Raw genomic sequence first — 22801 nt, 5'->3', positions numbered from 1 at the left:
CTAAAAAGCGCTTACACCGTAAACGGTGGTGTATTTAAAACTCAGTTTTTGCTCGGGGTAAACATATTTGAAAGCACTTTGGGCCATTAAAGCACTTTCATGAAAACCGCAGAGTATCAGCTTAAGCTTACCCGGGTAGGTATTGATATCGCCAATGGCATAAATGCGCTCAATATTGGTGCTGTAATCAACTGTATTTACCGCGATGGCTGATCTGTCGATATTCAACCCCCAATCGGCAATAGGGCCGAGTTTGGGGCTAAGGCCGAATAAAGGAATGAGATGGTCGGCTTCAATATGGCTTACCTGCTGATCCCGGTCAAGCAGGGTGATCTCCTGCAGGCGGTCATCGCCAGTTAAGGCAACTACATTTGATTTAAGGATCAGGTCGATTTTGCCTTCCCTGGCCAGTTCAAATACCTTTTCGGCACTATCAGGTGCTCCGCGAAAAGTATCCCCCCGATGAACCAGTGTAACCCGCTCGGCTACATTGCTTAGAAAAACGGCCCAGTCCAGGGCGGAATCGCCGCCACCTGCAAGCACCACTTTTTTATCCCGGAAATGTTCGGGATTTTTCACCATGTAGGCTACGCCTTTTCCCTCAAAATCCGTAAGACGGTCAATTTCTGGTTTGCGGGGTTCAAAACAGCCAAGGCCGCCGGCAATTACTACTACCTGGCAATGTACGAGCGTACCATCGTTAGTAATGATGTTATAGGAACCGTCATCATTGCGTTGCAGGTTTTCTACCCGCTCGCCCAAACTAAAGGTTGGGTGAAACGGGGCTATCTGCAGCATCAAATTATCCACCAGTTGCTGTGCGGTAACATCAGGATAACCTGGAATATCATAAATAGGTTTATGCGGATAAATTTCGGAAAGCTGGCCGCCAACCTGTGGCAGCACATCAATAAGGTGGCAGCGCATTTTTAGCAGCCCGGCTTCAAAAACAGCAAATAAACCAACAGGCCCCGCGCCTATAATGCAGATATCGGTAGTAATTTTTTCCATGTATGATCGCCTTTGATTCAGCAATCAAATTTGCCGCTAAACTAACTGGCAATCAAATGATATAAAGTAATATGCGATTACTTTAAGTTATAATTAGCAAGGCAAAAACGTTTGAAAAGCTCAATCAATTTACTGTGTTTGCCATGCAATTGAATGAACTGAAAAGTGCGGAAAATCTCTAATCCTTTAACATCAATAATGGTGAGCTCGTTGTACTTTAACTCGCTTACTACCGATTGAATGGAGAGAAATGTCGCTGTTTCTGAGTATAAAAGGTATTGTTTTATGGCGATGCTACTCTCCAGTTGAATCTCGATGTTCAGGTCTTTAGGGTTGATCTGCACGGCGGCCAGGGCATTGAAGATAACATCCAGGGTACCCGATCCGGCTTCCCTTAAAACCAGCGGAATGGCAGGTAATTGTTTAGGAGTGATCTCGGTCTTTTTGGATAACTTATTGTTAGCACTGGTCACCAGTACAATTTCATCTTTAATAAAATCGGTATAGGATAATTGCGGCGAATGGGCAGCCCCTTCTACAATGGCAATATCTATTTTTTCGGCCAGTACCAGCTGCGAGATCTGATCGGTATTGGCCTGGATAAAATTGAAAGTAACCTTGGGATATGTTTTTTTAAACATAGCCAACAGTTTGGGCAAAATAGTTTGCGCCACGGTGGTACTGGCCCCTATGTGCAGTGTACCGGCTTCCAGGTTGTTAAGCTGTGCCAGTTCAGTTTCCAGGTCGGTATAGGTTTGGAAAATCTTTTCGGCATATTTTTCAAGGATCTTGCCGGCGGTGGTAAGGGAAATATTATTGCCGTTTCGCTTAAACAGCTGTACGCTGAGCTGCTGCTCCAGTTCCTTGATATGCTTAGTGACCGCGGGCTGGGTAATAAATAACTCGGATGCAGCTTTGGTAAAGCTTAACCGTTGTGCAACCGTATAAAAAACCTTCAGCCTGAAATCAAATATCATTGGGCCAATTTAGGAATAAATAGTTTATCCGGTATGGCATTGTGAGTAAGCATCAAGGCAACCTGAAAAAAAATAGTTATGACATAAGGAATTTATTTTAAGGATGTTCTGCGAGGGCAGCGTTAGGGATTGCAGTGAAAAGCCCACAGCGTGGGTTGGGATTGTGTGAAGGAAAAGCGAGGACTTGTAACGGAAAGCCCGGGCCGCAGGCAACGCCCATTTTATAAAATTGATTTAAAATATACCGATAATCAATAATTTGCAATCACGTCATTATGCGGCGCGGCAATCACATACTATACGGAGCGGCTATGCTTCCGTGCGATTGCCAGGCTGCTTAATGACATAATTAAAAAATGGGGTCATGCTGAGCCCGTCGAAGTATGGCTGGCAGGCCTCTCCGCACGAGTCTTCGACAGGCTCAGACTGACAGGCCCTCTTTTGTCATTTCACCTTCAGAGGCCCCGGATTTAAACACTCAGCATGACAAGCCCTCCACACCTATTGTCATTTCACCTTCGGAGGCCTCCGGATTTTACCTACTCGCGGACGAAATAAAGTTACACCGATGTGCTTATTTAACTTGTAGCCAATTGCGGGCTGGCATTCTTACGTTTCAGGATCAAAGCTGCTATCAGCGCAATCACCAGGCCAACGGGCAGTATCTCCATGTAAGTAAGCACGATTACGCCGAAGGGGCTTTTGTACATATTAACATAACCGGCCATGCTTGCTTCCTGTTGCTTAAGTTCGGCAGCCGTAGCACCATGGGCTTTGGCTTCCCTTAAAACATGGGCGACGTATTTGGTCATAAAATCGGGGTAAAAGTTATAGAACTCTATTAACCACACAATCACATAAACTGTTGAGGTGATCAACACAATGTAAAGACCGATCATAAAAGCTTTGCCGAAACTAATTATGCCTTCGTTGTATTTGTCACGGTAATTTTTGATGGCTACAAATATCAGCGAAAACGCCAGCAACATGGAGCCATAGCCCACCCACATGTTGCCCTGAAAGTTGGGGTTGTTATAGCAAAGGGCTCCCGAAATTCCCCCGGTAGCAGCAATGATCAGGCCGGAGATTGATCCAAAAACAAATACATTCTTTTTCATATCGTTTATATTTTGATAGAGCAAATTTGGCTTGTCAGAAACTTTTCCGGCTCATACTTTAGGGTGATTTTGGAAAATATGCTGCCATTAGTACTAAAGTATGAAGCGGGTTAAGGAATAATGCTGAGCCGCTTCCCCATTTCCACGGCCTGGGTGCGGCGTTTAACCTCCATTTTTTCAAACACCTTTGCCGAATGTGTTTTGATGGTATTCAACGATACAAATAAGCGCTCTGAAATTTCCTGGTTACTAAATCCTTCGGCCATCAGCTGCAAAACTTCCAGCTCGCGTTTACTGAGCCCGAGTTTATCAAGTTCGGTTTGATTGATGGTAAATTCGGGGCCGTTGTTAATGTAAACCTGCTTTTCTACAACAACTGTTTTGGGTTTGGTAAGTTTAAGTGCCAGCCAAATTCCTAATACGGTAAAAAATACTGCTATGGCACCCATGTAAATTTCATAGGCATTATCAACAATGATCAGTTTAAGTTCAAGCCATTTCAGCAAAAACAATAGCAGCGCGAGTGCTACCGCGTACAGTATGGTATGTTTGTTTTTTGCCAATAAATTTGAAGCCATGTTATGATCACCGATTGATCTTAAAATTAGGATTATTTAAGATAACCAGAAAAGCACACAAAACAAAAAAGCGGAAAAACATCCCGCTCTTAAATTTATAATCTGTCAAGGGCAATCCCTTAATCCTGAAAGCCCTGGCTTCGTTTATTCATCAGCTTTAGCCGCGTCTTTCTTAGCTTTTTTATCGGCTTTTAATTTTGCATAGGCTTTTTGTTGTTCGGGGGTGAAAATCTTGTTTAAGCCGGTGGCAGTACGTTGTTTAATCTTTTGATCGGCCAGGTGGCTGGTCTTTTTATCCTGTTTCAGTTTTTTCAGGCTATCGATACTTGTTGCCTGGGCAAGCAGGATAACGTTCACTTTTTTAGCCTGGTCGGCGGTAAGTTTTAAGTTTTTTTGCAGGTGCTCGGTTTTGTTGGCCGCTTTTTGAGCAGGCGTTTTTTCAACCTTTTGTTGTGCATTGGCTGCGAAATTTAGTCCGCAGGCAAGGGCCAGCAGCATCAGTAGTTTTTTCATATTTTTTGTTTTTTGCAGATAATTAATTTATTGACAATATAGATGAGTTTTAGTTTAAATAGACATGCATATAAGTTTCTTTGACAATTAAATTAAACCAAAGGGCTTTTTCATGGTCACACTAATGCAAAAGTTAAATTTTTAATTTAATAACCCGGATACTATGAAAAAGGCTGTTAAGTACTGGTGTGGCTTTGTTATGTTGTTGTGTTTGTTTACCGTATTTACTGCCTTTTTGCCGGGCTATCCTATTGCAAGTTTAAAATTTCCCTATAAACGGGCGGGTTTAACACCCGAACAGGCCGCGGCTCATTTACTGAGCCGTTTTACTTATGGGGCAACCCCGGGCGAGGTAGAAGAGGTATCCAAAATTGGCCCTGAAAAGTGGTTTGCCCAACAGTTGGATGCCCAACTCCCGGATGATTCCCTCAATCAACTTTTAAATAAATATGATGCCGTAAAACTGAGCAATACAGAAGTTGTTGCCCAATACCCCAAAGGCGCGCAGATTTTGCGAATGGCTATCAGAGATGGGGTAGTTAACAAAGATTCGGTAAAAACAGATCGCAAAGCTTATCGCGATCAGTTGCAAAACTACATGCAGCAAAATGGATTAAAGCCCGAGCAGGAGCTGTTACGCCAATTCATCAATCAAAAAATATTAAGAGCAGGTTACAGCAATAATCAATTACAGGAAGTAATGACCAGTTTCTGGTTCAATCATTTCAATTTATCTATAGTAAAAAACGACTGTTCGCAATATATCCCCGCTTATGAGCGCGATGTGATCCGCCCGAACGCGTTAGGGAAGTTTAACGATCTGTTATTGGCCACTGCCAAATCGCCGGCCATGCTATATTACCTGGATAATTTTAGCAGCTCGGGGAATAAGGACAATATGGAGCAAAGTAACAGGCCAATCCGCCGCCGGCTGATGCAGCAAATGCAGGGTGCGGATACAGGTCGTTTTGCCAATATGCCCAAACTAAACAAAGCGAAAAAAGCACAGGGGCTTAATGAAAATTATGCCCGCGAGGTAATGGAACTGCATACCCTTGGCGTTGACGGCGGCTATACCCAGCAGGATGTTACCCAGGCGGCTAAAGTACTTACCGGCTGGTCGGTTTACCCGATGGGCACTTACGGACAAGCAGGCCAAAAACTCATGAACCGTATTGGGGATGAAAAACTGCAAAGCCGTGGTTTTGTACATGAGGGCGATTTTCTGTTTAACCCTGACAAGCATGATAGCGGCGAAAAGACGGTATTAGGCCATCATTTTGCTGCCGGGGGCGGGTACGAGGAGGGCGTGCAACTGCTTAATATGCTGGCACATCAACAAGCTACGGCAAGGTTTATAGCAAAGAAAATAGCTGTGCGCTTTGTGAGCGATAACCCGCCGCAAAGCCTTATTGATAAAATGGCCCGTACCTTTATGAATAAGGATGGTGATATTAAACAGGTACTGATCACCATGGTTAATACGCCTGAATTTTGGAGCGCTGCAGCCGTAAGGGAAAAAACTAAATCGCCTTTTGAACTGGCCATAGGCTCGGTACGTTCATTGCATGCCGATATTATCCAGCCTTACCAGTTGTTTAACTGGATCAATAAAATGGGCGAAAAAATGTACTATTACCAGGCCCCAACAGGCTTCCCCGATAAAGGCCAATACTGGATTAATACCGGCGCGCTGCTTAACCGTATGAACTTCGGTTTGGCGCTGGCATCGGGCCGGATCCCCGGCGTAAAGGTTGATCTTGCAGCACTCAATAATCATCACGAGCCCGAAAGCGCACAAGCCGCACTTGTCACCTATAGTAAAATCATTATGCCGGGCCGTAAGCTTGATGAAACCATCAAACGGCTTACCCCCATGCTTAACGATCCCAAACTTATGGAAAAGGTTGGCGAAGCCAGCGCTAAAACTCCTGCAGCAACCTCGGTACCAGTAGCTGCCAATGATGAAATAATGGATCAGCAGGCGGGTTTAAAAGGCAAACGAAAAAATAATTTTATAGCGATGCAAAGCACCTCCGGCAATAATTCTATGCTGGCGCAGGTGGTTGGCGTTATCATTGGTTCACCCGAATATCAGAGGCGTTAATTGCAGGAGGATTTAAAAATGGTATCAAGAAGAGGCTTTTTAAAATCGGGCGGACTGGCCCTTTTAGGTGTAGGATTGCTGGGCGGCATACCCGGTTTTTTAGCCGAGGCAGCCGCAAGCGAAAAAATTTTATCGCCCTATAAAAAGAAAAAAACGCTGGTATGTATCTTTCAGCGGGGAGCTATGGATGGCCTGATGGCCGTTACCCCGTTTACTGATGATTATTTGAAAGCTGCCCGGCCAAACCTGTTCATGTCGGCTGCCAAAAGTGGCACAGGTAATCCGCTGATAGACCTGGACGGGCGTTTTGGTTTGCACCCCGCCATGAAGGCCTTTGAACCCATGTTTCGCGAAAAACGTTTGGGCATTGTTCACGGCATAGGCTCGCCTAATAATACCCGCTCGCATTTTGATGCGCAGGATTATATGGAATCGGGCACTCCATTCAATAAAGGTACCTCAAGCGGCTGGCTTAACCGGGCTGTGGGTTTGCTTGGGCATGACGCGCTTACCCCGTTTACAGCCGTGAGCATGACATCGGCCATGCCACGTTCTTTTTATGGCGACAATCCCTCGGTAGCCATCAGCAATCTCCAGGATTTTGCCATTCAAATGCGGGGCAACCCTGCCGGAGCCAATATCGCGGCAAAAAGTTTTGAAGATCTGTATGATCAAACCGCGTCAGGCTTACTGAAACAAACCGGAAAGGAAAGTTTTGAGGCGATGAAAATGCTGCAGAAAACCGATGTTAAAAATTATACACCGGCCAATGGCGCTGTTTACCCCAGCTCGGCATTGGGCAATTCGCTGAAACAAATAGCCCAGCTCATCAAAATGGATGTGGGACTGGAAGTTGCCTTTGCCGAATCAAACGGTTGGGATACCCACTTTAACCAGGGAACCGAAAACGGCATCTTCGCCCGGAACGTTGCCGACCTAAGCAACAGCATAATGGCCCTGTGGACCGACCTGGGCACCTACCAGGACGATGTTACCATAATGACCATGACCGAGTTTGGCCGTACCGTGCATCAAAACGGGACTGGTGGTACCGATCATGGTCGCGCTTCATGTAACTTTATTTTAGGTAATGATGTAAGCGGCGGTTTAGTGTATGGCGATGTAAAGCCGCTCGCCGTTGAAAACCTTGAAGATGGCCGCGACCTTGCGGTAACTACCGACTTTAGAAGTGTGTTCAGCTCAGTAGCTGATAAGCATCTTGCGATAAATAATGATCATATACTGTTTCCTGACTGGAAAGGGGATAGGGTGAATGTAATGAAGGGATAAAAGCAGGCTGCCGCGGTTTTAGCGATAGCATAACCCGTGATTGGATATCCCCGAAGTTTCCAACTTCAGCTCATTCACTGGCCCAAGTTGTGCGATAACGTAAATCGGCCTAAAACCGGGCAACGCATTTTGCCTGTGAAAGCAATAACTTTTAGCCATTAAAAATGGTGGCGCCGTTTTGTCAGTACTTTTTTCCAAAAACATTTTAGGTTTATTTTTGCTCAAAAAATATCAAAAAATCAGTAGCATAAAAGCCTTCGAAAAAACACTGTTGAAATATTGACTTTATATTCTCTAAAGTTTTAATCATTGATTGTCAGTTATTTAAAGATGTTTCACTAAAAATATTAAAGCATTGATTATCAGTGCTAATAGTGTTTTAATGCGTTTCGTGTTTCACTCTTAAAATTTGGAACATGATGTTGTTTCTGAAAAAGGGCCTGAGGGTTTTTCTAATTTTTTATGGGGAATTAAAATTTGGGGACACCGCATTTGTTACAATCGATTCGTATGCACACCTCAACCGCTTTGATACATATCGACTAAAAACTGAATCAGTTTTGATAACAGCTGTTTATAGTTTGTATCTAAATTTGTTTAAATCGATACGCCCATGAAAAAATTTGCCTGGCTGTTATGCTTCCTGTTACCCGGCCTGGCGGTTTCGGCCCAACAAATTAAGGGGAGCTATGCTATAAAAAATGAGCAAACCGGGATGCTGTTACGGGTTAAAGACGCACATTCAGAAAATGGTACCCCACTGGTTGCTTACTATCCCGAAAACTGGAAATGCATGACCTGGAATTTTAAACATGTTGCAGGGAATACCTATCAGCTTCAGAATTTGCTTACCAATAAAACATTCCAGCCTAAGGGCGATGCTGATGTAAACGTAGCTTTAGAGGAACAACCGCTTAACACGAACAGCGCCATTCAGCAATATGAGTTTGAGGCGATAGATAATGATACTTTCATGATCAAATTGAAAGGGACAGACTTATACATTACGCCATCTGATAAAAAGGGGGCAGTTAACTCACAGATAGTTTTAGCTAAAAAGACAAATACAAAAGACCAGTATTGGGATATTTACGAACAATCGCCTACCATGTGATGCACTATTAAAGATGCTGTGTGCTAACCGGTAATATTATAACCAGGCCTTGAAATAGGATTGCGCAACTGTATCTGCCTGCAACAGTATGTTAATCAGCCGTAAATATAAGACTCAAGAAACCGCTATCTCGTCGGTAACAACTGTGTTTTTTACCGCCGAAAAGAAATCCCACGCTTCCCGTTTGGGCTGCATATCGATTTTCCACTTGATGCGGTCAATTGTGGTATTTGCCTTAGCGCTGATGACATCGTTCTTTTTAATGATAGCTGCCATAAATTCAATGGGGCTGTTGATCCCTTTTATGGTAAGGATGCCGGTCACTTTAAAGTTGGTTGATTGGCCGACGCGTGTAATTTCTTCAACAACCATGGTTGCTTCCGGGTACCGGTCTACTGCAAAAAAGCCTTCTTTTTTCAATTCTTCATCTACCTTTTTATTCCCGGCCGCATCGGCATGATCGGTACTTTGCATGGTATTCATATTCAGGCTAAAGGTGCCGTTTTTTGGTTCACCGCCAGCCGTATACCCCAGGCTGCCCGATTTAAAAAGCAGATAGCCGTAATGGCCGCCCATAGTTTTGCGGGTATCCCATAAAACTTTACTTTTTTTAATATCTAAATGGTAGGTTTGCTGTGCAGAGGCCGGGAGCAGGGCCATGGACAGCAACAGGATAATTGCGTATTTTCTTAACATACATAAGTGATTTATTTGGCAAACCTACTCAGCTTCAGCGCGTTTGTTATTGTCGATATTGTAAATAAAATTGTAAACTTTGTAAATTAAATCTCCGGGAATATGGCCGGTTCCAAACTACCAATGAATAAGACAACCAAACGCTTGCTGGGGCTTGGGTCCCTGCTGCTCATGACCCTTGTATGTGTTGCTTTCAGCTTTACCGGTAAGGACGACTTTGATATGGCCCGGCAGGAAATTCTGCTCCGGAAAATTGGGCATGAGGTGCTATTATATTCGGGGGATAGTACATCGCGGGTGATGCCGGTGCAAAAGGTTGCTGAAAATGAGTACGAGTTACGGTTTGAGAATGAGTTTTCTTTTCAGCCCGATTCGCTCGAAAAAGCAATTAGCAGCGCGCTGGCAAAAGACAACCTGGCTAACGACTATATTGTGAGCGTTTTGAATTGTACAGGGAAGGATGTGATATTTGGCTATGCTATATTCAAAAATAAAAAAGATAACATAATGCCCTGCTCCGGGCGAAAACAGCCTAAAAGGTGTTACGTGATCAACCTCAAATTTAAAAGCCAGGGATTGAATATGCCCTCAAAAGGCTATCTAATTGGCGGGATACCTTTATTGGCATTTATCGGACTTGTAATTTCAATGTCGGGTAAAGGCCGGAAAAATACAGTTGTAAACAGCCCTGCCCCGGATAATGGTTTTAAAATAGGTAATATTATATTTATCCCGGCCAGGCGGCAGCTGCAAAGTGACGGAATAATTACCGAACTTACCTTAAAAGAAAATAAACTGCTGCTCATCTTTGCCCGGTCGCCAAATGAGATCATTGAAAGGAGCAGGCTTCAAAAAGAGATTTGGGAGGATGAGGGCGTAATTGTTGGCCGGAGCCTTGACATGTTCATATCAAAACTGCGAAAAAAACTGGAGCATGATCCGGCTATTAAACTGGTGAATATACACGGCAAGGGATATAAGCTGGAAATCAACGGGTAATTACTTTTGTAACTACAAGCTTCACTGTATATATGTACAGATAAGTTGTTACTGTTTAAATGCAATAACGTGGTTTTATAAATGATTTGCAGCGACGATAAACGTCATCAAGCTTTCCGTCAAAAAAAATAGCCGATTTATCGCATCCAGGTAAATTTCGATACGATTTTGAAAGGCTCTTCCTTAATTCACTATTTTTGGATGCCGGCCAGCTTTACTTGCGGATATAATAAACATCTAAAGAAAAGCCTAAAGGCATTACATTGATAATCATTTGCTAAAAACGCCCTGCATCTTCAGCGCTTTATTAATCACCATAATTGAAAAACAAAATGAGTAAAATTACAGTAAAAGACGGAACCGAAATTTATTACAAGGACTGGGGAACCGGGCAACCATTAGTTTTCCATCACGGCTGGCCTCTATCTGCCGACGACTGGGATGCCCAGATGTTCTTTTTCCTTGAGCAAGGTTATAGGGTGATTGCCCATGACCGCCGCGGCCACGGACGTTCAAGCCAAACCGCCACAGGTAATGAAATGGATACCTACGCAGCTGACGTTGCCGAGCTTGTTGAGGCGCTTGACCTGAAAGGTGCAATCCACATTGGTCACTCTACAGGTGGCGGAGAGGTTATCCACTACGCTGCGAAATATGGAAAAGGACGCATCGCCAAAGCTGTGCTGATCAGCGCGGTTCCTCCGGTTATGGTTCAAAGCGAAAGCAATCCAGATGGTGTTCCGATTGCAGTATTTGACGGGATCCGTGAAAGCACCGCAACCCAAAGGAACCAATTTTACCAGGACCTGACTATTCCGTTTTACGGCTATAATCGTGAAGGTGCTAAAATTTCACAAGGCATCAGGGACAACTGGTGGCGTCAGGGTATGATGGGCGGAATAAAAGCACATTACGACTGTGTTAAAGCTTTTTCGGAAACAGATTTTACAGAAGACCTTAAAAGTGTAGATATTCCCGTACTTGTTTTACACGGGGAAGATGACCAGATCGTTCCGTTTGCAAACTCGGCACTAAAGTCTATCAAACACCTGAAAAACGGTAAATTGATCTCCTATCCGGGTTTCCCGCATGGTATGCCTACTACCGAGGCTGCAACCATCAACAAGGATCTTTTAGCTTTTATTAAAGAATAATTTTTTCATCAATTACTGTATTGCATAAGGTCGCCTCTTTTGAGACGGCCTTTTTGTTTGTATTGACATATCAATAATCTATCCGAATCTCATTTTATGCACATCTGAAAACTTGCTGTTGAAATGTTTATTATTTTTGGATGATGCATCCGGAATTTGAAACATATCTGCGAAGGAGCGACCTGGCTGAGGAGGCTGTCCGCAAGATCAGTGATCTGGCAGTGGCAAGAAAATTGCGCCGTAATGAGCTCCTTTTTAGCGCAGGCGAAATTTGCCGGCACAAGGTATTTGTTGTAAACGGGCTGCTGTACACCTTCAATATTTCTGCCGGGGGCAATCAGCATATTCTGCAATTTGCGCCGGAAAACAGCTGGACGCTTGATGTTGAAAGTTATGACCGGCAGATACCCTCGCAAATAAGTATAGGAGCAGTAGAACCCAGCACGATACTCTGCTGGCAAAAAAAAGATTTCGATATGTTGCTGGCGGAGGTGCCGCAACTAAAAAAATTTGCCGAGGGCCTTATTGCCCGTAATATTCATTACAGCCGGAAGCGAATCCTGATTTCATTAAGTGCAACGCCCGAAGAAAAGTATGAAGATTTTATCCAAACCTTTCCGGACTACCTGGCTCGTTTGCCCCTGCGTATGATTGCCGCTTATTTGGGCATCTCCATAAAAACCCTTACCCGTATCCGTCACGCGCAGCTTCAGCGCTAATTTAAATTATGGTCAACTGACCATCTTTAGCGGGATTTTATTGGAGAATTTTGTGTCAAATAAAATCATTGACTTATGCGTGTATTTGTAACCGGAGCCTCAGGATTTGTAGGCTCAGCAATAGTAAAAGAACTTTTAGGGGCAGGCCACGAGGTACTTGGCCTTGTCCGTTCAGATAAAGGCGCTGAACAATTGGCATCAACCGGTGCCGAAGTATATCGTGGCGATATCAACGACCTGGAACTTATTCAGCAAGGCGCCGCCGCGTGCGATGCTGTAATCCATACGGCCTTTAATCATGATTTTTCACAGTTTAAGACCAATTGTGAAGCCGACCGGAAGGTAATTGAAGCTCTGGGCGATGCACTGGCCGGAACAAAAAAACCTTTAGTCATTACCTCCGGAGTAGGGCTTTTGAATTATGGCCGGTTGGTTACCGAAGATGACGTGCCGCCTGCAGGATCAGATGTTATTCCGCGCGTAGCTTCAGAAGAGGCCGCCACGGCTGCCGCGGCAAAAGGTGTAAAAGTTTATACGGTGCGCCTGTCGCCGAGTGTGCATGGTGAGGGCGACCATGGTTTTGTACCGATGATCATTAATATGGCCCGGGAAAAAGGAGAATCGGTCTATATAGCTGAAGGGAGCAATCGCTGGCCTGCCGTTCACCGTTCAGACGCCGCAGTTCTATATCGCCTGATTATAGAAAAGCAACCTGAGCTTCGTGTGTTTCACGCCGTAGCTGAAGAAGGTATCGAATTTCGCGAAATTGCCGAAGCAATTGGTCAGGGTCTGCATTTGCCTGTACTGAGCAAAACAGGTGATGAAGCGGCGGCACATTTTGGCTGGTTTTTGCACTTTGCCTCATTGGGGTGTCCCTCATCCAGCGAAAAAACACGCGCTGCCCTAAATTGGCAGCCTAAAGCTGTCGGGTTAATTGCTGATATGGGAGCTGCCGGTTATTTCCAGCAATAACATTGACCAAAACTTTAAGTTTACTCAAAGAACAAAAGCCGTCGTATACTTTTGCGATGGCTTCTGTTCTTCGGTTATTGGGTGATGAGTAAAAAACAAGCTTAGGTAACCAAACCACGGATAACTTCATAGTAAGCATTGCTCACCGGCAATTCAATACCTGTTAATTGCACTTTTATGATTTTGTGAGGATCTTATTTTACCTACCGGAACAATATACCTGTGGTGAATGCGCTGAAATTTTGCAGAAGGCAGCTTTTTCAATACCTCTTTTAATGGCATTAGCGTAAGTATGGGCTTGTCATTGGTTGAATGGGTCCGGATATAATTTTCCATGTTTTCATATGCCCGATGGCGCTCAAATCAATTTTTACAACCCGGTATTCCTATTCGGGGAAATTTTAAATGGAATTTGTTATTGGTTTAAGGGAAGGATCGCCTTTAAAAAATAAAAGCCTCCCAACCTTGCGTCGGGAGACTTTCAACCTAAACCTTATCACAATTAAACCGGTAAGTTTACCAGTTCGCTGTTGTTATTACAATCACTGTGCCAAAACCCGAAACTTTTTAAATTTTTTGTTAATGTATCCTTGTTGATACATTAACAATAGGTTAAAAGGGAATTTACTTTACAAAAAGTGTGTAACTAAGTGTCAAAAAGACACCGTGATTTTTATTGGCATACAGAAAAGTGAACACTTTATGCCTCTTTTGCAGCTTTTTTTCTACGCAGATAACTGTCAGTTAAAAATAGCGCCAAAATTACATCAAACACGAAAAAACTTTTCATGAAAGCGCTATTGAAAATGGCGTTGGCTGCAGGCAATTTTAAATTTGCAGGTAGTTTAATGTTTACAACACTGAACGGATTTCCTGAAATTTGGACATTTGAAAGGGTGATTGCCAGCAGGGCCAATATGCTTAGCACAAAAAAGGCCGCAATACCCAGTATAATCTTTTTATTTATAGTTGATTTTAGAGGTGCCAGTGCCTGATCTGCCCTGATAGCCTCCATTACATTATAGGTAAAGGCCATTGATGGTTCATCAAGTTCCAGGCCGGCAAACTCCTGGTTTAGCACAAGCAGCTCTGTGTACTTTTGTTTGTACAACTCGTCTTCCTCAATAAGCCGGGAAATGGCTTCCTGCTCAGCCGGTGTGCAGGTACCATCAATATAGTTCCAAAGTTTTTCTTCGATGGTGTTCATATCAGTTCTTTCACCTCGTGTTTTAAATTGCGCTCCAGCTTCTCTTTCAAACGCTGCCGTGCCCTAAATAGTTTAACCTTAACGGTATTTGTTTCAATCCCCATTGTTTGGGCAATTTCTTCTAACGATTGCTCCCCCTTATAAAACAAGGTAATAATAGTGGCATCATCGGGCAGTAATTGCTCAATTGCCTGGTTCAGGTAATATGACCGCGATTTGTTTTCCGCATTGTTGGTATCATATGCCGATTCATGGCTCTCAACCTGTACAAATGTACCTTCATCATCAATCGAATCGGTATCCACCCGTTTTTTTCTTAAAAATGTCATAGCTGTAGTATAAACTATACTATACAGCCAGGTACTGAATTTTGACTGCCCCTGGAACGAAGCCAGCGAGCGGTACGCTTTCACAAAACAATCCTGCGCAATCTCTTCAGCATCTTCCCGGCCCTTTGCAAAACGCAGGGCCAGCGTAAAAACAAAACGCTGGTGCCGCTTAACCAAATCAGCGTACGCGAACTGGTTACCAGCCAGGGTTTGCTCAATAAGTTCGATATCTGAAAGCTTGCTCTGCATTATATAACCCCTGTGACCACACTTTTACAGATCAGGTTACACCTTTATGTAAATATAATTTATTTTGATGGGAATAGATTGGTATCAGGGATTATGCGTGGGCCGCGTTAGATTCTGTGTTGATATGCAAAAGTTATTTTTTATTTTTGAGTCTTAGGCAGCTTTATGTTAGCCTGTTTAGGGCAGTCCTTCAATTGAAGCGACTGCTCTAACTATTTTCGGATATGTGTGCATTCTGTTGAAGGTAGTCTTTTTCGAATGGTTTGTTGGTTTTGTATATAGTGTATACCATCTCCAATAATTTTCTTTGTACTGCTACAGTAGCTTTCATTTTCACGCTATTTCGGGATACGATCCGGACAAATATAGCTTTATATCTTTCTGAATGTCTTATGGCCGCTAATGCAGGTAAGTGCATGGCTTTTCGTAAATGCTTGTTCCCCCTTTTAGATATCTTGGGTTTGCCCTTAACGGATGAGCCGGATTCTTTTTCCCTGACATCCAGCCCGGCGTAACTGGTCAGCTGCTTTTTACTCCTGATCAGCTCAAAGCCGTTTGTTTCGGCTATGATCACAGTGGCCGTTAATAAGCCGACTCCAGGAATAGTGGTAATGGTAGCCAGTGTTTGTTTTAAATGTTTGTCCTGTGCTACAGCTGTTCTAATCTCAGTAAGTATTTCTTTAAGTTGTTCACCAATCATCTTTATCCTGTCCATCATTCTGCGGATAGTATCTTCCCCCGGAAAAGCTTCGGACTGTTCAGCATGTAGCTGGTTCTTGATCATGGTTCTTTCTGCAATAAGTTGTTCTCTTTCACGGGTTATCTGCCGCAGGGTCCTGAACACCCTTTTGGGTTGTACCCAGTTATCCAGTTTCTTTTCAAGTCCGAACATGGCTATGGCAAAAGACATTGATTTATCGGTAATTGTTTTGATCTCCAGTGTCTTGAAGAAGTTTGAGATCTTGTTGGGCATGACAATACTTACAGCATACCCTTTGCCGGCCAGATAATAAGCAAGGCGCTCGTGGTATACACCTGTGGCCTCCATTACATATCTTAATGGATATTGGGGGATGCTTTGCTTGTTTATCCATACTTCCAGGTTTGCAAATCCTTTTTCATTGTTTGGAAAAATCTTGTTCGCATAAACTGTTATAACTGCCTGCTCATCCATCTTGCCGATAGAAACCACCAGCTCTTTTTGAGCCACATCAATACCTACTACTTGTTTTAATAATCTGCTTGCCATTGATCAAAGTTTTTAACTGTTATAAGTGAAAACCTTTCTTCGTTTTTCCTCCTGTTGGTTATCCTGGATATACTGCCTGGTCGTATTCCTTACATTCTGTTCAAACTCAAAAAAGTAAAGGAGTGAGGCTATATCTAACGCTCAACATGCTCAAGGCTGTTTGGGATTGCTGTGCTCTCACTCTTTTCACTCATAAAATCATTACAATAATATTAGATGTAAACATAGGAGGGATTGCAGTGGAAAGCCCGCAGCGCGTATTAGGATTGCGGGTAGGAAAGGTGAGGACTTGCAACGAAAAGCCCGGGCCGTAGGCAACGCCATTGTCTGAATCAGAATTTACAGAATTTGATAATTGATCGAATGCTAAACCAATAAAAAATCCTTAGTTCATTTAGGTCAGGTATGATATTAAAAGAAATCCGAATTCGAAAACCCCAACTCCGAAATCAATCATAGCGTTGCCTGCGGCCGGGCTTTACGCTCATACGCCTGCAGGCATTACGCTCCAGGCCTGTATCCGCTTCAATCCCTAACGCAAATTGGGGTTCAATTTAGATTCTGTTGTTTAAACTCAATAATCCCAATATGCTCCCTTTATTCGTAACATACGCCCCAACATTCAATCTCATAATTTTGTATTTTTACATTTATAAAAGGGATATTGTACGTTGATGGATGAAAACAGGCTAAATATTTTAAATAGCTCAAACAGGATGCTCAGCAAGCTTCAACTGCTGTCGGTATTTTTTGAAGACGAGCTCATTTACAAGATCTATCTGCGCACACAGGTTATCCACAAGCTTTTTGAAACCAATCCCGAAATCGATATCAACAAGCTGGAACTTTTTCATGTGCAATTTACCACCAGTCTGGTCGACCTGCTCCGCAAGATCAAGAAGAACAATGAGAACAATGTAAGCCTTGTGCTCGACGAGATCCAGCTTACCCGGGAGATGATTGATAAGATGGACGACAATGTGCTCACCGAGCAGGATTTTAAGATTGACAGGCAAAGGCAGGCGCTGAAAGTAAACCTTTCGTTGCGGAAGCTTTACCAGGTACTTTCAGATAACTCAACCGATTATCCTTTCTCCAAAAATATCAATGCCTTCAGCCTGCGCTATGGTTCCGATTTTTTTTATAACATAACTCCCGAGCTGTATAATGAACTTGTGCAACATAACTATAATGATACCTATCATAATAACTACGCTACTATTCAGCGTAAGCTGATGGGAGTATTGTTAAAACGCGAGTTCCGTACAGAGTTTTACTGTGGGTTAAAAGCCGGTAACCTGATACTGGAAGTGTATAAATTTATGGATGAAGACAGGCACTTTTTATTTTCGCCTGCCAATAATTTATTCCTATTTTGCGATGTTACAAAGCTTTCGGGCATCGAGCATAATAACAATCTGTCAAAAAGGGAAAAACTGATGCATGAGCTGCAGGACAAAATTGATAAGCTGCAAAGCGATGTAGTTACCATGAAAGCTTACATGCCGCCCGAAATAAAAAGCCTGTTAGCCGAAAACTACAAAAAAATAGCCGACATCAACTTTTTACAAAGCCTGAGCGATGTGGACGTGCAGGCCAATATTTTAAAAGCAATGCTTAATACCGATATTATATAATTTATGGAGTTTTTACATTACCTGCTTGGCCCCGACCTTAAGGCCGGCCTATTGATTGTCCTAAACCTGATTGTTATTGAGAGCCTCCTCTCCGTTGATAATGCCGCCGTACTGGCTACCATGGTACTTGACCTGCCCCCGCATCAGCGTAAAAAAGCACTACGTTATGGTATTATAGGTGCATATGTTTTACGGGGTGTTTGTTTGTTTTTAGCGGCATGGCTGGTATCTGTTTGGTGGCTGAAACCACTTGGAGGCCTTTATTTGATATACCTGAGCTTCAATTATTTTAAAGGCAAACTGAAAAAGGCCGATGGCGATGCTGAAGAGGAAACGGTTGATAAAAACAAAAACTGGCTTTACCGCTCAACCGTTGGTTTGATAGGTAATTTGTGGGCAACCATAGCTTTAGTGGAGCTAATGGACCTTGCCTTCTCTATTGATAACGTTTTTGCGGCTGTTGCTTTTACCGACCATAAGATGTTAATTTATATTGGCGTGTTTATCGGGATCCTGGCTATGCGATTTGTTGCCCAGGCTTTTGTAAGGCTGATGGAAAAATTCACTTTCCTGGAAACTGTAGCTTTTATCGTGATTGGCGTACTGGGGATTAAACTGGCCTCATCGTTATTTGTCCACCTTTATCCTGAAGCGGGATTTTCAAAATTGATGGAAGGAGAAAGCGCTGATATTTTCACTTCGGTGTTTACTGTGGCCCTATTTATTATCCCGGTATTAACGTCACTGCTGTTCAACTTCCCTAAAAGGCACACCACTGAACCAAAAGTAGCTGAGGCAGCGGAGGATGTGCTGGATAAACAGTAGTTCAGTTGGCAGTGGCAGTTAGCAGCAGGCAGCAGTAAAAAACGCCTTTGGGAGGGTGTAGGGAGGGGTTTCCTGAACTGTGTATGATTTTGCAAAGCGGATAAACCCCTCCCTGCCACAATACCGCCAGCCGCAGCCTCCGTGGGGAGGGAATGAAACATTAATGACTTGATATATAAATTAAATGTTCTTAAATAAAACAATAGCGTCCATTTTCGGCATCGGCTTTTTAAAAGGCGGGGGTACTTACGCCGCTATAGTTACCTGTGGCTTTATCTGGCTGCTGTGGCAGAACCCGGCTTTGCAAAATCCCTGGTACCTGTTGGCTATTACCATATTTGTTACCGCACTTGGTGTATTTGTAGGCAATAAGGTTGAATCCGACTGGGGCGAAGACAGCTCGCGTGTGGTAATTGATGAGGTTGCCGGAATGCTGATAGCTATGCTTTTTATCCCCGCTAACTTATATTTCCTTTTAGCCGGACTGGTATTGTTCCGCTTTTTTGATATTGTGAAACCGCTTGGCGTACGCAAAATGGAAGATCTTGGCGGCGGTTTGGGTGTAATGATGGATGATGTGCTGGCTGGCGTTTACTCCAATATCCTGCTTTGGATAGGATATTTTGTGTGGATGAAATTTGGAGCACATTAGTGAAAGGAGCGGATTTGTTCGGTTTCCTCTTCCGGGTTTAAATTAACCCATAAAATCAAATATGCGGCATAGCTAACTTTGGTTAAACTCCCCTTGAGGCTTATATCACAAATATTCTTTCAAAATAAAATTAACACTGAGATCAGTTGATCAGCAGCTTATACCCCCGCCCGTGTACGTTGATGATCTCTACATTGGGGTCATCTTTCAGATACTTACGAATTTTGCTCAAAAATACATCCATGCTGCGGCCGTTAAAGTAATTGTCATCATGCCAGATGTTCAGCAGCGCTTCTTCGCGGGTAAGTACTTCGTTTTTATGCACACACAACAGGCGCAGTAATTCGGCCTCTTTGGTAGATAGCTTTTGCTGGTTGTCTGCTGTCATGATCATCTGGGTGGTATAATCAAACGTATATTTCCCAATTTTAAAGGAGGTTTGTTTCTCCTCTTCCTTTTTGCCGATATTATCGGTACGTTTTAGCAGGGCATTTATACGAAGTAATAACTCCTCAATGCGGAAAGGCTTGGTGATATAATCATCTCCCCCCAAATTGAAGGCCTGGGTTTTATCTTCAATCATGCCCTTGGCCGTCGCAAAAATGATTGGCACCTGGGCATTGATCTTACGGATATCTTTACCAAGTGTAAAGCCATCCTTTTTGGGCATCATCACATCCAGTATCAGTAAGTCATATGTTTGTTTGGTAAAGGCGCGTAGGCCTTCTTCGCCATCCTTACATAAAACCACGTCAAACTTACCTTTCAATTGCAGGTAGTCTTGCAGTAACAGGCCCAAATTGGCATCATCCTCAACCAGTAGTATTTTCTTCATATGTTTTTTAGTCCGGAAGTCCGAGGTCGGAAAGTCCGGAAGTTCTTTAATCATGTCGGGAGATAGGCTGAGCTTATCTTACGGACTTTCGGACATCCCGACTTTCCGACTCGTAGATCTACGCCACCGCAAACTTCAGCTCAAACTCCGAGCCCTTCTCTTTTTCTGATTTCACGCTTATGGTGCCGTTCAGGCGTTTTACTATGGTATTAACATAGCTTAAGCCCAGGCCAAAACCTTTAACGTTGTGCACGTTGCCGGTAGGGATGCGATAAAACTGTTCAAATATTTTTGATTGCTGGTCGCGGCTCATGCCTATACCTTTATCAGCTACTTTAATAACAATTTGGCCGTTTTTAACAAAAGTACTTATAGTTATATCAGGCGCTTCGTTGCTGTATTTAATGGCGTTATCAACCAGGTTGTATAATACGTTCGAAAAATGCAGCTCATCGGCAATGATATAGGCTTTTTCGGCATCAAGGTGCAGTGTGGTTTTAGCATTGCATTTTTGCAGTTTGAGCGCCATACTGTCAAGCACTATGGTAACCATTTCATTTACATCAACCGGTTTTTTATCCAGTTTAAAATCGTTACGCTCAATGCGAGCAATGTTTAATACGCGCTCTATATGGCTGCCCAAACGGGCGTTCTCTTCAAAAATGATGTTCGCTAAACGGGCTACCCGGTTTTTATCTTCGGCAATTTCATTATCCCTTAAAGCTTCACTGGCAATCATGATGGTTGACACCGGGGTTTTAAACTCGTGGGTCATGTTGTTGATGAAATCGATCTTCATTTCCGAGATCTTTTTCTGCCTCAATATCGAAAAGATAGTGTAGCCGAAACAAAGGATCAGCACCATGGTAAGGCCGCCGGTTGTAGCCATAGTAGCCGTCATATTGCTTAAGATCAGCGAGTTTTTTTGCGGAAACGAAAGCCTGATCTTTCCGGGATCGTTGATTACCTCTTTGGTGAAAATAGGGGTTTGATAAGTATTTGCCGCTACAAACACAGGCAGCTTTTCGCCCTGGCTGTCGCTGGCATTTGAAAATATGAGCGAGTCGCTGTTGGCGGTTGTAACTTCGTAGCTGAAAGGCAGAAAAATGCCTTTATTATGAAGCTCAAAACGCAGTAACGAATCTATCCAGAAAGGGTTGATCCGTTTATTCAACGGCTCGCCCGATTTACGGTATTCTTCAGCCAGGTTCTCAATAACGGTGGGCTTATTGCTCAAACTGTTAGCCTTTTCAAGCGAATCGGTCTCCAGCATTTTTTTTATTTGTTGAACCTGCCGTTCCTTTTGCTTACGGGTTTGTTCCTGTACCCACAACGGATTGATCCGCGGTACCGAGATCATTTGTTTGCCAAACTGGGGGTCGACGTAGACATACCTCAGGGTATCATACTTATGAAGTTTTTTAGGATGACCTACCCTGCGGGTAATACGGGTATGCACTATCTCGGGTGTAAGTTGCTCATGTACTACACCAAACTCGTCTGTATATTCTTCAACACGTACTTTAAAATCAACCGTACCTTCTGTTTGTAGTAAGCCGTTAAGCTCATCATCCATTTTTTTACGCTGGATCATGCGCTGCAAACTATCGCGCAGTAAAGCAATCCGTTTTTCGCGGGCAGATGAGTGTTTTTTTGTTTTTGGTATTCCCGCTACTTTTATTGTGCTGATGTCCTGCTCTTCATTATCGGTGCTGATGGAAGTTTGCTGGGTTTTGGTTTTCAAAAAGTTATTCGCATCCTGGCGGGTAACCTTATCTACCACGTTGTTCATAGCTTCCCTCACCTGGCGGTCGAATGAATCGGACTGCATCTGGTAAGATTGCCTCAGAAAATAAAATTGCATAGCCATTACGCCCAACAGCGCAAAGCTCATTAAGCCAATAATTAAACCTATGCTCCTTTTCTTCATTTATTAACAAACAAAATTATCCTAAATCCGCACACAAAAATTGCATTTAACAAAATTTAACAAATGTGCATTCAATTTAAAACTCTGCTGCTTAATATTTTATTGTATCAATTAGTGAGATGTCTGTTTAAGGCTGCGGGTTATGACGGGAAGCCTATAAACAACAAAAGACCCCTTTTAAAGGGTCTTTTGAAATATTTTACTCAAGCTTTTCTCTATTTTATTAGAATGGCAGATCGTCATCATCGGCCGATGAGCTGATATCAGCTGAAGGTGCTGCGTATTGCGGAGCAGCTGTTGCATTGTTAGCAGCAGCAAGCGGAGTAATTCTCCATAACTGCAATGAGTTAAAATAGGTTTTTTTACCCATTTTATCTGTCCACGGGCGACCTTTAAGATTAAAAGAAACCTCTACATCTAAAAACATTCATCATCCCCAACCTTCACGTTATCCAGTAAATTGCAACGATCCTGTATAGCTTCAAACTTTAAATATTCAGGGTATTGAGGGTTCTCAATATATTCAAGTATAAGTTCGCGTTTTTTAAGTGAATCGGTTACTTGCTGAGTGGCCGACACTTCATGTACCTTACCTTTAACTTCCATAATTAGTCTTCAAATAATTTAAAATGTAAAGTTA

General features: G+C 43.1%; 22 protein-coding genes and 1 pseudogene. 10 read left to right on the top strand and 13 right to left on the bottom strand.

Annotated elements, in window-relative coordinates; translation table 11 throughout:
* From ABID99_RS23000 to ABID99_RS22980, 5 genes are all read right to left on the bottom strand, one after another.
* Positions 1 to 1011, bottom strand: a complete 1011-nt coding sequence (locus tag ABID99_RS23000) for an NAD(P)/FAD-dependent oxidoreductase (protein ID WP_354484386.1) — start codon at positions 1009 to 1011, stop codon at positions 1 to 3.
* A 77-nt stretch (positions 1012 to 1088) separates the two neighbouring features.
* The gene (locus ABID99_RS22995) at positions 1089 to 1988 is read right to left on the bottom strand and encodes a LysR substrate-binding domain-containing protein (RefSeq protein WP_218117180.1); all 900 of its coding nucleotides are present in this window, start codon (positions 1986 to 1988) and stop codon (positions 1089 to 1091) included.
* Between the two features lie 578 nt (positions 1989 to 2566).
* Positions 2567 to 3106: a DUF4199 domain-containing protein gene (locus ABID99_RS22990; protein ID WP_373615212.1), complete on the bottom strand. Its 540-nt coding sequence runs from the start codon at positions 3104 to 3106 to the stop codon at positions 2567 to 2569.
* A 110-nt stretch (positions 3107 to 3216) separates the two neighbouring features.
* Entirely contained in the window at positions 3217 to 3684 is a 468-nt protein-coding gene (locus ABID99_RS22985) for a response regulator transcription factor (protein WP_373615211.1), read from the bottom strand.
* Between the two features lie 144 nt (positions 3685 to 3828).
* Positions 3829 to 4197: a hypothetical protein gene (locus ABID99_RS22980; RefSeq protein WP_176625378.1), complete on the bottom strand. Its 369-nt coding sequence runs from the start codon at positions 4195 to 4197 to the stop codon at positions 3829 to 3831.
* A gap of 163 nt (positions 4198 to 4360) precedes the next feature.
* On the opposite strand from ABID99_RS22980, the gene ABID99_RS22975 reads away from it, so the two are divergent.
* The 3 genes from ABID99_RS22975 to ABID99_RS22965 all read left to right on the top strand — a co-directional run bounded on the left by ABID99_RS22975 (position 4361) and on the right by ABID99_RS22965 (position 8708).
* The gene (locus ABID99_RS22975; RefSeq protein WP_373615209.1) at positions 4361 to 6304 is read left to right on the top strand and encodes a DUF1800 domain-containing protein; all 1944 of its coding nucleotides are present in this window, start codon (positions 4361 to 4363) and stop codon (positions 6302 to 6304) included.
* Between the two features lie 18 nt (positions 6305 to 6322).
* Entirely contained in the window at positions 6323 to 7594 is a 1272-nt protein-coding gene (locus tag ABID99_RS22970; protein ID WP_373615207.1) for a DUF1501 domain-containing protein, read from the top strand.
* Between the two features lie 613 nt (positions 7595 to 8207).
* Positions 8208 to 8708, top strand: coding sequence for an RICIN domain-containing protein (locus ABID99_RS22965; RefSeq protein ID WP_373615206.1), 501 nt, complete (start codon positions 8208 to 8210; stop codon positions 8706 to 8708).
* A 114-nt stretch (positions 8709 to 8822) separates the two neighbouring features.
* On the opposite strand, the gene ABID99_RS22960 is transcribed toward ABID99_RS22965, so the two are convergent.
* Entirely contained in the window at positions 8823 to 9404 is a 582-nt protein-coding gene (locus ABID99_RS22960; RefSeq protein WP_373615205.1) for a YceI family protein, read from the bottom strand.
* Positions 9405 to 9527: 123 nt separating this feature from the next.
* Here ABID99_RS22960 and ABID99_RS22955 point away from each other — a divergent pair, with 123 nt between their 5' ends.
* The 4 genes from ABID99_RS22955 (at position 9528) to ABID99_RS22940 (ending at position 13248) form a co-directional block, all read left to right on the top strand.
* Positions 9528 to 10403 carry a winged helix-turn-helix domain-containing protein gene (locus ABID99_RS22955; RefSeq protein ID WP_354484368.1) on the top strand — a complete coding sequence of 292 codons (876 nt, stop codon included), beginning with the start codon at positions 9528 to 9530 and terminating at the stop codon, positions 10401 to 10403.
* A gap of 332 nt (positions 10404 to 10735) precedes the next feature.
* Positions 10736 to 11557: an alpha/beta fold hydrolase gene (locus tag ABID99_RS22950; RefSeq protein WP_176625370.1), complete on the top strand. Its 822-nt coding sequence runs from the start codon at positions 10736 to 10738 to the stop codon at positions 11555 to 11557.
* Positions 11558 to 11697: 140 nt separating this feature from the next.
* Entirely contained in the window at positions 11698 to 12276 is a 579-nt protein-coding gene (locus tag ABID99_RS22945; protein WP_373615204.1) for a Crp/Fnr family transcriptional regulator, read from the top strand.
* Positions 12277 to 12351: 75 nt separating this feature from the next.
* A complete protein-coding gene (locus ABID99_RS22940) occupies positions 12352 to 13248 on the top strand; it encodes an SDR family oxidoreductase (RefSeq protein WP_354484364.1) in 897 nt (298 codons plus the stop codon).
* Positions 13249 to 13401: 153 nt separating this feature from the next.
* Here the strand turns inward: ABID99_RS22940 and ABID99_RS22935 are convergent, their stop codons facing one another.
* The 4 genes from ABID99_RS22935 to ABID99_RS22920 all read right to left on the bottom strand — a co-directional run bounded on the left by ABID99_RS22935 (position 13402) and on the right by ABID99_RS22920 (position 16282).
* Positions 13402 to 13584, bottom strand: coding sequence for a LytTR family transcriptional regulator DNA-binding domain-containing protein (locus tag ABID99_RS22935; protein WP_373615203.1), 183 nt, complete (start codon positions 13582 to 13584; stop codon positions 13402 to 13404).
* Positions 13585 to 13948: 364 nt separating this feature from the next.
* Positions 13949 to 14455: a hypothetical protein gene (locus tag ABID99_RS22930; protein ID WP_373615202.1), complete on the bottom strand. Its 507-nt coding sequence runs from the start codon at positions 14453 to 14455 to the stop codon at positions 13949 to 13951.
* Positions 14452 to 15033 (bottom strand): RNA polymerase sigma factor, encoded by a 582-nt coding sequence (locus ABID99_RS22925; RefSeq protein WP_091171604.1) that lies wholly within the window; start codon positions 15031 to 15033, stop codon positions 14452 to 14454. Before ABID99_RS22925 ends, ABID99_RS22930 begins: the two co-directional genes overlap by 4 nt.
* Before the next feature lie 208 nt (positions 15034 to 15241).
* The gene (locus ABID99_RS22920) at positions 15242 to 16282 is read right to left on the bottom strand and encodes an IS110 family transposase (protein ID WP_091169225.1); all 1041 of its coding nucleotides are present in this window, start codon (positions 16280 to 16282) and stop codon (positions 15242 to 15244) included.
* A gap of 716 nt (positions 16283 to 16998) precedes the next feature.
* Between ABID99_RS22920 and ABID99_RS22915 the strand changes: the two genes are divergently transcribed.
* From ABID99_RS22915 to ABID99_RS22905, 3 genes are all read left to right on the top strand, one after another.
* The gene (locus tag ABID99_RS22915) at positions 16999 to 17919 is read left to right on the top strand and encodes a hypothetical protein (RefSeq protein ID WP_373615201.1); all 921 of its coding nucleotides are present in this window, start codon (positions 16999 to 17001) and stop codon (positions 17917 to 17919) included.
* Positions 17920 to 17922: 3 nt separating this feature from the next.
* Positions 17923 to 18744 (top strand): TerC family protein, encoded by an 822-nt coding sequence (locus ABID99_RS22910; protein WP_090530554.1) that lies wholly within the window; start codon positions 17923 to 17925, stop codon positions 18742 to 18744.
* 184 nt (positions 18745 to 18928) lie between these two features.
* Entirely contained in the window at positions 18929 to 19396 is a 468-nt protein-coding gene (locus tag ABID99_RS22905; RefSeq protein ID WP_373615200.1) for a phosphatidylglycerophosphatase A, read from the top strand.
* A gap of 142 nt (positions 19397 to 19538) precedes the next feature.
* On the opposite strand, the gene ABID99_RS22900 is transcribed toward ABID99_RS22905, so the two are convergent.
* From ABID99_RS22900 to ABID99_RS22890, 3 genes and pseudogenes are all read right to left on the bottom strand, one after another.
* Positions 19539 to 20231 (bottom strand): response regulator transcription factor, encoded by a 693-nt coding sequence (locus ABID99_RS22900; protein WP_090531325.1) that lies wholly within the window; start codon positions 20229 to 20231, stop codon positions 19539 to 19541.
* Positions 20232 to 20349: 118 nt separating this feature from the next.
* Positions 20350 to 22161: a sensor histidine kinase gene (locus ABID99_RS22895; protein WP_373615199.1), complete on the bottom strand. Its 1812-nt coding sequence runs from the start codon at positions 22159 to 22161 to the stop codon at positions 20350 to 20352.
* 223 nt (positions 22162 to 22384) lie between these two features.
* Positions 22385 to 22767: pseudogene (locus ABID99_RS22890) on the bottom strand (DUF3127 domain-containing protein).
* Between the last annotated feature and the right edge of the window lie 34 nt (positions 22768 to 22801).

Source organism: Mucilaginibacter sp. OAE612, assembly GCF_041806395.1.
Classification (GTDB): domain Bacteria; phylum Bacteroidota; class Bacteroidia; order Sphingobacteriales; family Sphingobacteriaceae; genus Mucilaginibacter; species Mucilaginibacter rubeus.
The sequence above is the reverse complement of the archived record's forward strand: the minus strand, read 5'-3'. Positions and strand labels throughout refer to the sequence as shown.

Coding starts and splice junctions, on each gene's coding strand:
- ABID99_RS22955 (WP_354484368.1), top strand. CDS start 9,528: ATGAATAAGACAACCAAACGCTTGCTGGGGCTTGGGTCCCTGCTGCTC.
- ABID99_RS22910 (WP_090530554.1), top strand. CDS start 17,923: ATGGAGTTTTTACATTACCTGCTTGGCCCCGACCTTAAGGCCGGCCTA.
- ABID99_RS22960 (WP_373615205.1), bottom strand. CDS start 9,404: ATGTTAAGAAAATACGCAATTATCCTGTTGCTGTCCATGGCCCTGCTC.
- ABID99_RS22950 (WP_176625370.1), top strand. CDS start 10,736: ATGAGTAAAATTACAGTAAAAGACGGAACCGAAATTTATTACAAGGAC.
- ABID99_RS22980 (WP_176625378.1), bottom strand. CDS start 4,197: ATGAAAAAACTACTGATGCTGCTGGCCCTTGCCTGCGGACTAAATTTC.
- ABID99_RS22935 (WP_373615203.1), bottom strand. CDS start 13,584: ATGGAAAATTATATCCGGACCCATTCAACCAATGACAAGCCCATACTT.
- ABID99_RS22895 (WP_373615199.1), bottom strand. CDS start 22,161: ATGAAGAAAAGGAGCATAGGTTTAATTATTGGCTTAATGAGCTTTGCG.
- ABID99_RS22940 (WP_354484364.1), top strand. CDS start 12,352: ATGCGTGTATTTGTAACCGGAGCCTCAGGATTTGTAGGCTCAGCAATA.
- ABID99_RS22985 (WP_373615211.1), bottom strand. CDS start 3,684: ATGGCTTCAAATTTATTGGCAAAAAACAAACATACCATACTGTACGCG.
- ABID99_RS22990 (WP_373615212.1), bottom strand. CDS start 3,106: ATGAAAAAGAATGTATTTGTTTTTGGATCAATCTCCGGCCTGATCATT.
- ABID99_RS22915 (WP_373615201.1), top strand. CDS start 16,999: ATGCTCAGCAAGCTTCAACTGCTGTCGGTATTTTTTGAAGACGAGCTC.
- ABID99_RS22995 (WP_218117180.1), bottom strand. CDS start 1,988: ATGATATTTGATTTCAGGCTGAAGGTTTTTTATACGGTTGCACAACGG.
- ABID99_RS22925 (WP_091171604.1), bottom strand. CDS start 15,033: ATGCAGAGCAAGCTTTCAGATATCGAACTTATTGAGCAAACCCTGGCT.
- ABID99_RS22930 (WP_373615202.1), bottom strand. CDS start 14,455: ATGAACACCATCGAAGAAAAACTTTGGAACTATATTGATGGTACCTGC.
- ABID99_RS23000 (WP_354484386.1), bottom strand. CDS start 1,011: ATGGAAAAAATTACTACCGATATCTGCATTATAGGCGCGGGGCCTGTT.
- ABID99_RS22975 (WP_373615209.1), top strand. CDS start 4,361: ATGAAAAAGGCTGTTAAGTACTGGTGTGGCTTTGTTATGTTGTTGTGT.
- ABID99_RS22970 (WP_373615207.1), top strand. CDS start 6,323: ATGGTATCAAGAAGAGGCTTTTTAAAATCGGGCGGACTGGCCCTTTTA.
- ABID99_RS22945 (WP_373615204.1), top strand. CDS start 11,698: ATGATGCATCCGGAATTTGAAACATATCTGCGAAGGAGCGACCTGGCT.
- ABID99_RS22900 (WP_090531325.1), bottom strand. CDS start 20,231: ATGAAGAAAATACTACTGGTTGAGGATGATGCCAATTTGGGCCTGTTA.
- ABID99_RS22905 (WP_373615200.1), top strand. CDS start 18,929: ATGTTCTTAAATAAAACAATAGCGTCCATTTTCGGCATCGGCTTTTTA.
- ABID99_RS22965 (WP_373615206.1), top strand. CDS start 8,208: ATGAAAAAATTTGCCTGGCTGTTATGCTTCCTGTTACCCGGCCTGGCG.
- ABID99_RS22920 (WP_091169225.1), bottom strand. CDS start 16,282: ATGGCAAGCAGATTATTAAAACAAGTAGTAGGTATTGATGTGGCTCAA.